At 72.8% G+C, this 8,480-nt stretch carries 8 protein-coding genes; 3 read left to right on the top strand and 5 right to left on the bottom strand.

The features are described from left to right. Positions 1–154: 154 nt before the first annotated feature. Complete coding sequence (locus ACTMTB_RS30800) at positions 155–1,585, bottom strand: MFS transporter (RefSeq protein ID WP_441149637.1); 1,431 nt, start codon at positions 1,583–1,585, stop codon at positions 155–157. Between the two features lie 37 nt (positions 1,586–1,622). Next, the gene (locus ACTMTB_RS30795) at positions 1,623–1,859 is read right to left on the bottom strand and encodes a hypothetical protein (RefSeq protein WP_088962112.1); all 237 of its coding nucleotides are present in this window, start codon (positions 1,857–1,859) and stop codon (positions 1,623–1,625) included. A gap of 138 nt (positions 1,860–1,997) precedes the next feature. Between ACTMTB_RS30795 and ACTMTB_RS30790 the strand changes: the two genes are divergently transcribed. Both ACTMTB_RS30790 and ACTMTB_RS30785 read left to right on the top strand, forming a co-directional pair. Next, positions 1,998–3,176 (top strand): geranylgeranyl reductase family protein, encoded by a 1,179-nt coding sequence (locus tag ACTMTB_RS30790; RefSeq protein ID WP_441149636.1) that lies wholly within the window; start codon positions 1,998–2,000, stop codon positions 3,174–3,176. 186 nt (positions 3,177–3,362) lie between these two features. Continuing rightward, positions 3,363–3,554 carry a hypothetical protein gene (locus ACTMTB_RS30785; protein ID WP_280840851.1) on the top strand — a complete coding sequence of 64 codons (192 nt, stop codon included), beginning with the start codon at positions 3,363–3,365 and terminating at the stop codon, positions 3,552–3,554. Between the two features lie 85 nt (positions 3,555–3,639). Here the strand turns inward: ACTMTB_RS30785 and ACTMTB_RS30780 are convergent, their stop codons facing one another. Continuing rightward, positions 3,640–5,433 (bottom strand): bifunctional metallophosphatase/5'-nucleotidase, encoded by a 1,794-nt coding sequence (locus ACTMTB_RS30780; RefSeq protein WP_441149635.1) that lies wholly within the window; start codon positions 5,431–5,433, stop codon positions 3,640–3,642. A gap of 225 nt (positions 5,434–5,658) precedes the next feature. On the opposite strand from ACTMTB_RS30780, the gene ACTMTB_RS30775 reads away from it, so the two are divergent. Then, positions 5,659–6,561 (top strand): SDR family oxidoreductase, encoded by a 903-nt coding sequence (locus ACTMTB_RS30775; RefSeq protein WP_441149634.1) that lies wholly within the window; start codon positions 5,659–5,661, stop codon positions 6,559–6,561. Between the two features lie 30 nt (positions 6,562–6,591). Here ACTMTB_RS30775 and ACTMTB_RS30770 read toward each other — a convergent pair whose 3' ends face one another. Both ACTMTB_RS30770 and ACTMTB_RS30765 read right to left on the bottom strand, forming a co-directional pair. Further along, positions 6,592–7,251, bottom strand: coding sequence for a nucleotidyl transferase AbiEii/AbiGii toxin family protein (locus ACTMTB_RS30770; RefSeq protein ID WP_441149633.1), 660 nt, complete (start codon positions 7,249–7,251; stop codon positions 6,592–6,594). Beyond that, positions 7,248–7,580 (bottom strand): hypothetical protein, encoded by a 333-nt coding sequence (locus ACTMTB_RS30765; protein WP_154936863.1) that lies wholly within the window; start codon positions 7,578–7,580, stop codon positions 7,248–7,250. The genes ACTMTB_RS30770 and ACTMTB_RS30765 overlap by 4 nt, the downstream gene beginning before the upstream one ends. Positions 7,581–8,480 lie beyond the last annotated feature (900 nt).

Below are 8,480 nucleotides of genomic sequence, written 5' to 3'. Positions count from 1 at the left end.
GGGGTGTGGCCCGCCGTGACCGGCGCAGGGATCAAGCCTGACCGCCCGGAGCCGGGCACGGCGGGCCACACCCCACCCACCGACCAGCCGGCGGAGCGAAATCCACCGACCAGCCGGCGGAGGCGGAATCCACCGCCCAGCCGACGGAGCAGGATCAACTCCGCCGATGCCCCACCCAGATGTCCACCCCCGCCGCCACCAACGCCAGCACGACCACCCCCGCCGCCAGCAACAACGAATGCCGGAACGCCGCGGCCCAGTCCCCACCCGTGCTCGCGAGCGAGGAGAAGAACATCGCCCCGACCGCCGCGATCCCGGCCGCCGAGCCGATCCGCTGGCCGGTCTGGAGCATCCCGGCCGCACTGCCCGCCTTCGGCACCGGCACCTGGGAGAGGGTGAGAGTCTGGTTCGGCGTGATGACCAGCCCGCTGCCCAGCCCGGCCACCAGCAGCGGCACCGCGGTCAGCAGCGGTACGGAGTGCTGCGGCGAGCCGCGCAGCACGAGCACCACCGTGCCGAGGCCGATCACCACGACGACCAGCCCGATGCCGACCAGCGGGCGGCCGAAGCGGTTGACGATCCGGCCGCCGAGCGTCGAGGCCAGCGCGGAGCCGAGGGCGAACGGCGTGATCGCCAGGCCGGCGATCAGCGCGCTGTAGCCGAGGCCGTTCTGCAGGTAGAGCGTGAAGATGAAGAAGATGGCGGTGAACCCGCCGAAGTAGACCAGCGCGATCAACGCGCCGAGGGTGTACGAGCGCAGCCGGAACAGCCGCAGGTCGAACAGGGGTGTCCGGTGGCGGGCGTACCGGCGCTCCCAGAGGCCGAAGCCGACCAGGACCGCCAGGCCGGCCGGGACGAGCGCCCACTTCCACGGGCTCTGCCACTGCTCGCGTTGCACCAGCGGCAGCAGCAGGAGCAGCACGCCGACGCCGAGCAGCAGGACACCGACCGGGTCGAGCCGGTGCCGGTCGGGCTGCCCGGCCGGTCGGGTGGGCAGCAGCCGCCAGCCGAGCACCACCGCGAGGATGCCCACCGGCACGTTGACGAAGAACACCCAACGCCAGCCGTGCTCCTCGCCGCCGAGCTGGATGAGCAGCCCGCCGAGCAGCGGGCCGACCGCGGTGGAGATGCCGATGGTCGCGCCGAGCAGACCGAAGGCCCGACCTCGTTCGGTGCCCGGGAACAGCTGCTGGATCAGGCCGGTCACCTGGGGGTTGACCACCCCGGCGGCGGCGCCCTGGAGCAGCCGGGTGGTGACCAGCCAGGCGGGCGAGGTGGCCAGCCCGGCGAGGGCGCTGGTGAGCGTGAAGAGGGCGACGCCCACCACGAAGGCGGTGCGTCGCCCGCGGGCGTCGCCGAACCGACCGGCGGGCACCAGGATCAGTCCGAACGTCAGCGCGTACCCGGAGAGCACCCACTGCAGGTCGCTCGGGCTCGCGTGCAGCGCCCGGTCCATCGACGGGACGGCCACGTTGACGATGCTGACGTCCAGCAGCGTCATGAACGCGGCGACCAGCCCGACGCCGAGGGCCTGCCAGCGGCGTCGGTCACCCGCGTCCGTCACGGCGGCCCGTCGATCATCCATGACCGACCGCTACCCGGCGCCCCATCGGGCAAACCGGTCACGCCATCTGGCGGGCACACCACCGTGGGCCGAAGTCCAGCCCGGCCATCGGGGAGTCCTCCCGGTGCAGCAGGTCCTTCTCGGTGAGCAGGTGCAACGGCCCGTGCACCTCCTCCTCCGCCATCCCCGCCTCCTGGGCGATCGAGTCGGGGTACGGCACCTGGCCGCGCGCCTCCAGCGTGGCGACCGCGTCGTACACCCGTACCTCGGCCTCCGACAGACGTACCTGCTGCATGGTGACCTCCTTGCCGTGACCCGCCCGTCGCACGGGCGGTCTGGGTACCGCGGCTTACCCGCCGGGTGACCGACAATGCCCACCCGATCGGTCGGTCGTGACCGGCCGGCCGCGCCGGGGTGTCCTAGGGTGGAGCCCGTGATCACCTGGGATCTCGTCGTCGTCGGCGCCGGCCCCGCCGGGCTCTCCGCCGCCCACGCCGCGGCCGGCGCGGGGGTGCGCACGCTGGTGCTGGACCGGGCCGTGCACCCCCGGTACAAGACATGTGGCGGCGGCCTGATCGGCACCTCGCTGACGGCGGTCGCCGGCCGCATCGAGGTGCCCGCGCACGACCGGGTCGACCGGGTGACCTTCACCCGGGACGGGCGACGCGCCTTCACCCGCCGGCACCGCACCCCGCTGGTGGCCATGGTCCGCCGGGACGAGTTCGACGACCGGCTGCGCGCGGCCGCAGTCGCCGCCGGGGCCGAGCTGCGCGAGGGCGTCGCGGTGCGCGGCATCGACCAGGACCCAGACGGGGTACGGGTACGGCTGGCCGACGGTCAGACCGTGCACGCCCGGACGGCGGTCGGGGCGGACGGTTCCTCGGGGGTCAGTTCCCGGCACGTGGGTGTCCGTTTTTGCCAGGTGGATCTGGGTCTGGAGCGGGAGCTGCCGGTGCCGCCGGCCGAGCAGCGGCGCTGGCGCGGCCGGCTGCTGCTGGACTGGGGATCGGTGCCCGGCTCGTACGCCTGGGTGTTCCCGAAGGGGTCGAGCCTGACGGTGGGGGTGATCGCCGCCCGCGGCGAGGGGGAGCGGACCCGTGAGTACCTGCGCCGCTTCGTCGACCGGCTCGGCCTGTCCGGGGTGGCGGCCGAGCACGACTCCGGGCACCTGACCCGCTGCCGGGCGGAGGGGTCGCCGTTGCGGCACGGCCGGGTGCTGGTCGCCGGCGACGCGGCCGGCCTGCTGGAGCCGTGGAGCCGGGAGGGGATCAGTTACGCGTTGCGCTCCGGGGCGCTGGCCGGCACGGCGGTCGCCGCCGGTGACCTGGCCGGCTACGAGCGGGCCGTGACCGCGCAGCTGGTTCCGTCGATGCGGGCCGGGCATCGGCTGCTGGAGGTGTTCGAACGCCGGCCCGACGTCTTCCACGCGCTGCTGGCGACGCCGGCCGGCTGGGGGATGTTCGTCCGGTTCTGCCAGGGCCGGGCGAGCTTCGACCAGACGCTGACCCGGGCTCCCGTCCGGGCCGGTCTGGCGCTGCTGGACCGCCTCCCGCCGATACGGCAGCGCACGCCGTCGGCCCCTGGCCAGCCGATGACCACCCGGTCCGGCTGACACCGCCGCGTCAGGGCACGACCACCGTCCGGCCCTGACCTCCACCTGCTCGAGCACCCCCGAGCGGTCATCCGTACCGCGCGCAGGTGTTCCCACCTCGTCGCCGGCGCTGGTGGCGGCGCGCTTACCCGCGCGGGCGTCGTTGATGGGACGGCGGGGCTGGACCGGGGGCGGCACAATGCGGGCATGAGCGACCCGGAGCCCACCTCGTTCGACGACGAGGAGTACGCCTTCCTCCGCCATGTGCGCTTCGGTGAGCTGCCGCCGGCGGTCCGCCCCGAGGAGCGGGTGGAGCTCACCGAGACCGATCCGCGCCGCGACCGACCCGAGTCGACCAACGACGACGAGTGGCACCTCCGGCTCGGGCCCGGCGGCTGACCGCGACCGGCGGTGGCGGCGCCGGACGCGAACGGGCCGCGGGGGTGGATCCCCGCGGCCCGTCGGCGTGTGTCGGTGGTACGGCTCAGAAGACCGGCACGCCCTCGCGCACCAGCTTCCAGTTCGGGACATAGAAGTCGACCGGGTCGATGGTCCCCTTCGCCTGCGCCCAGTCGATCAGCAACTGGCGGATCTCCTGCTGCTCGTTGTAGACCTGGGTCTTGACGATGCCGGGGAAGTTGCCGCCACCGCTGCGCCGGTAGTTGTTCACCGCGACGACGAACTGCGCGGTGTCGGCGACCGGGGTGTCGGTGCCCGCCAGCACCAGGCGGGTGATCCGCTGGCCGACCGGCTTGCTGATGTCGATGTCGTAGTCGACGCCCGAGATCACGTCGTAGTTGTAGTCCGGCACGGCCGGGTCGCTGATGGTGGCCGGGTCGACGGCCGCGCCCACCGGCAGGGTGACGAAGTACTTCGCCGAGAACTCCAGGTACGCCTTCACCTCGGCGCCGGTGAGTACCACGGCCTCGAGGGTGTTGTCGAAGACGTAGAGGCCGGCCACGTCGCGGATCCGCACGTCGCCCTGCGGGAAGACCGCGGTGCGGCTGAACGGGGCGGCGATCGACAGCACCGGCAGCGACGCGTACGACGTGCCGGCCAGCGCCGCGGTGACGACCTCGGTCTGGACGTGGTTGATGAAGTCCAGGATCGGGGTGTCCTTGTACCGCGACTCGGCGGCCGACAGCTCCTCGGAGGACTGGGCGACGACCGTGTTGACGTAGTCGACGGTCTTGCTGTGCTGGCCGCGCACGGCCGCGAGCACCGCCGGGTCCTCGACCACGGTGTTGGTGTTGAGCATGGTGGCGCGCTTGGTGACGACCTTCCAGGTGCCGCGCACCTTCTGGACGGTGAAGTCCATCCGGGTCAGCCGCTGGCCCCACTTCGACGGCTCGGCGGTGAGCACCTGCGCGCCGGTGGCCGTGTTGGTGACGAACTTCTCCACCACCTCGGCGTGGGCGTGGCCGAAGAGGATCGCGTCGATGCCGGGGACCTGCTGGGCGATCAGCGTGACGGGGTTCTCGTTCGGCAGCTCCGGGCCGTAGCTGGAGGTGCCGCTGTCGCCGCCGTGCGCCGAGATGATGACCAGGTCGGCGCCGCGCTCGCGCATGATCGGCACCCACTTGGCGGCGGTCTCGACCATGTCGGGGAAGACCAGCTTGCCCTCGACGTTGCCCTTGTCCCAGATGGCCACGCCCGGGTTGGTGAGGCCGAGGATGCCGACGTTGATGGTCGGGGAGTCCCAGCCGCCGAGGCGGACCTTCTTGATCACGTACGGCAGGTAGGCCGGCTTGCCGGTGGCCGCGTTGACCGCGTTGGCGGCGAGCGCCGGGAAGCCCAGCTGCGAGATCCAGGTGGCCAGCAGCGGCAGGCCGTAGTTGAACTCGTGGTTGCCCAGCGTCACGGCGTCGTACTTCAGGATGTTCATGGCGTTCGCCATCGGGTGCGTCTCACCGCTGGTGGTGATCGGCTCCTGCTTGGCGTAGTAGGTGGCCAGCGGCGTGCCCTGGATGGTGTCTCCGGCGTCGAGGACCAGGGTCGGCTTGCCCTTGCGCTCGGCACGGATCTGGTTGACCAGGGTGGCCAGCTTGGCGACGCCGACATCGTTGTGCCTGCTGTCGTCGTACTCGGCGTCCTTGTAGTAATCCCAGTTGTAGACGTTGCCGTGCGTGTCCGACGTGCCGAGCACGGTCAGGTCCCAGGTCTTCGGTCCCGTCGCCTCGGCGGCCCGGGCGGGGGCGCCGGCGATCAGGGGGGTGGTCGCCGCGGCGGCGGCGACGGCCAGCACCTGGCGCCGCGAGGCGCCGGAGGAGGAGGTCATGCGGTGCCCTTCCAATGGGGGTGCGGCGCCTCGTGGGCACCGTTGCGCACCATAACGAGCCGCTGTCACTCCCGCCACAGCGGCCCGAGCTGTTCCACCCCACCAGCGCCGCCGGCCACCCTCGCGTAACACCGAGGTCATCCGGCGGTCGCCCTCGTTTCCGGCCCGGTCCGCCGGGTAGGGCAGACGAGCAGAAGGCCGGACGAACTACCCCGAGGAGCACCGGTGAGCGAGGACCAGTACACCCAGCAGGACCCCACCGAGCAGTACGGCCAGCAGCAGGGCCAGCCCGCCCAGCAGCAGTCCGCGCCCGGCTCGACCGGTGAGATGGGCCCGAAGCCCGACCACGGCGAGGAGTCGTACCGGGGCAGCGACCGGCTGACCGGCAAGCGGGCCGTGATCACCGGCGGTGACTCCGGCATCGGCCGCGCGGTGGCGATCGCCTTCGCCCGGGAAGGCGCCGACGTGGTCATCTCCTACCTGAGCGAGGAGGAGGACGCCGACGCCCGGGAGACGGTGCGGCTGGTCGAGGAGGCCGGCCGCCGGGGCGTGGCGGTGCGCACCGACCTCACCGACGAGGACCACTGCCGGGAGCTGGTGAAGCGGACCCTGGCCGACCTGGGCGGCATCGACATCCTGGTGAACAACGCCGCCTACCAGATGTCGCAGGACGACGGCATCGCCGGCATCAGCACCGCCCAGTTCGACCGGGTCCTGAAGACCAACCTGTACGCCATGTTCTGGCTGTGCCAGGAGGCGATCCCGCACATGGCCGACGGCGCCACGATCATCAACACCACGTCGATCCAGGCCTTCGACCCGTCACCGCAGCTGCTCGACTACGCCACCACCAAGGCGGGGATCGCCAACTTCACCAAGGGGCTCGCGGCACAGCTGGCCGACAAGGGCATCCGGGTCAACGCGGTGGCCCCCGGCCCGATCTGGACGCCGCTCATCCCGGCCACCATGCCGCCCGAGAAGGTCAAGCAGTTCGGCACGGACACCCCGATGGGACGACCCGGCCAGCCGGCGGAGCTCGCCCCCGCGTACGTCTTCTTCGCCTCACAGGAGTCCAGCTACGTCACCGGCGAGATCCTCGGCGTGACCGGCGGCCGCTTCACCAAGTGAGCGCAGCGCGCCCGCTGGCCGTCGCGGTGGTCAGCGGGGCCAGGTGGCCAGCCGGCGGCGGACCTCGGCGATCCGCGCCGCGTCCAGGCCGTAGCGGGTGAACCGCTGATCCGGCACCCGGTCCAGGTAGCGGCCCGCCTCCCGGACGTCGTCGTCGTCCAGCGCCGGGTCGACCTGCCGGGCCAGCGCCAGCAGTTCGGCCACCGGGTAGTGGTCCAGCGCTGACGACACGTCGATGTAGTCGCGGACCTCGCGCCGGTTGACCAGCGCGGCGGTCTTGTTCGCCACCAGGTCGCGGACGTCCATCACCGGGCCGAAGTCCATCACCACCGGGGAGCGGTACCGGTCGAGCCGGGCGAGGCTCAGCCGGATCCGCCTCGGGCCGCGGGTGACCACGAACTCCTTCATGTCCCGGTCGAAGCCGTCGAACAGCCCGCCCAGGTCACTGTCCGGGTCGGCGTCGGCCACCTCGAACCCGGCGCGCTCCAGCGCCGCCCGCACCTCCGCGGCGGCGGCCGCCGCCGCGCCCTCCACGTCGGCGAACAGGTCGACGTCCTCGGTGGGGCGGGTGACCAGCCCGTGCGCGGCCCAGGCCACCCCGCCGCCGAGCACGAACCGGTGCGGCCCGGCCGCCGTGAGCGCCACCCGGGCGACCTCCCGGTAGAACTCGTGCAGGTGGAAGCCGCTCACGCGGTCCGCAGACCCCGGTGCCGGCTCTCCCACGCCTGCCGGACGCCCCGGGGCAGGTTCAGCCGCCGCCACACCCGCCGCAGCGTCCGGCCGTTGATCAGGTGCCGCAGGTCCTCGGCGCGGGTGGTCTCCCGCAGCACGTTTTCGTACATCCAGAGCAGCTGGTCCGGGTCACCCAGGTCGAACGTCCGGTCGGCGTTCCACATCAACCGCACCGGCAGCTCCACCACCCCCCGGGTGGGACCGGCCAGCTCCGCCAGGGTGCGCGCCACCACGGCGGGACGGCCCGGGCGGGCCAGGTGGGGCGCGGTGCTGACGACGGCCTGCATGGTGTCAGGGTAACGCCGACTCCGCTCCGCGCAGCCGACCCGGTCGCCCGCATTCCACTCCCCGCCCATTTCCCCCGTCCCGCGCCCCCGCTCCCACCACCCCCCGCTGCGGCCGATCACGCCCGTGTCCGGCACCGATCACACCCGCCGACGCAGGCCGGCCTCGACCGCCTCGGGCTGGCCGCCCGGTCGGTGCCCGCCGGGTACGCGGCCAAGGTCCGCCGCCCGCACCTCTTGACCCGCCCGTCCCACGCGATCCGTGCCCACGCCTCCTGACCCGTCCGTCCCGCACGGTCCGCGCCGCCCGGCCAGCCTTGCCCGAGTACTCGAGCCCGCCCCGGCCCTGCCCGTCGTCGACCCGTCGCCTCCGCGATTTGCGGTGTGTCGCGGGGAGGTGGTCGTGGGATCGCGCGACACGCCGCAAACCGTGAGCCCTTGGAGTTGGCCAGGCGCCGGTTGCCGTAGTGCAGGCAGCCGCGAACTCAGGGTGGCAAGCCGCGCGGGTTGTGCTGTTCCGGTCGCTGGCCGTGTCGGGATGTCCGGTCCCGGCCAGGTCGGCGTGCCCGGATGTCGCGCGGCGGTTTGGCATCCCCGTGTCGGATGTCCGGTTACCGGGTCCGCTGGGTGCCGTCCGATGTCCGGGTCTGGGCCGGCGAGTGGCGGGTCGTCCCGTGACCGGGGGCACCCTGGCGGTGGAATGGTGGCCGGGCCGGGGTCGTTACATCACCTGGACGATCGCAGCAGCACCCGCTGGCCTGGCCCGATACATGCGGCCGCCCGGGATGCCGGGCCCCCGGAATGATGGTGGGCCGCCGGTCGTTATACATGGACCCGGCGCCGCGAGCCCCCGCTCGTGAAGCCTGCCGGGCAGAGACTTTCCCCTTTGTGTGAGCGCCTGCT

Origin of the sequence: Micromonospora sp. L32 (assembly GCF_052068055.1) — a bacterium.
Classification (GTDB): domain Bacteria; phylum Actinomycetota; class Actinomycetes; order Mycobacteriales; family Micromonosporaceae; genus Micromonospora; species Micromonospora purpureochromogenes.
The sequence above is the reverse complement of the archived record's forward strand: the minus strand, read 5'-3'. Positions and strand labels throughout refer to the sequence as shown.

What these genes read in the sequence shown, in the direction of transcription:
- ACTMTB_RS30800 (WP_441149637.1), bottom strand. Translation starts at nt 1,585, where the DNA reads ATGGATGATCGACGGGCCGCCGTGACGGACGCGGGTGACCGACGCCGC.
- ACTMTB_RS30795 (WP_088962112.1), bottom strand. Translation starts at nt 1,859, where the DNA reads ATGCAGCAGGTACGTCTGTCGGAGGCCGAGGTACGGGTGTACGACGCG.
- ACTMTB_RS30785 (WP_280840851.1), top strand. Translation starts at nt 3,363, where the DNA reads ATGAGCGACCCGGAGCCCACCTCGTTCGACGACGAGGAGTACGCCTTC.
- ACTMTB_RS30780 (WP_441149635.1), bottom strand. Translation starts at nt 5,433, where the DNA reads ATGACCTCCTCCTCCGGCGCCTCGCGGCGCCAGGTGCTGGCCGTCGCC.
- ACTMTB_RS30765 (WP_154936863.1), bottom strand. Translation starts at nt 7,580, where the DNA reads ATGCAGGCCGTCGTCAGCACCGCGCCCCACCTGGCCCGCCCGGGCCGT.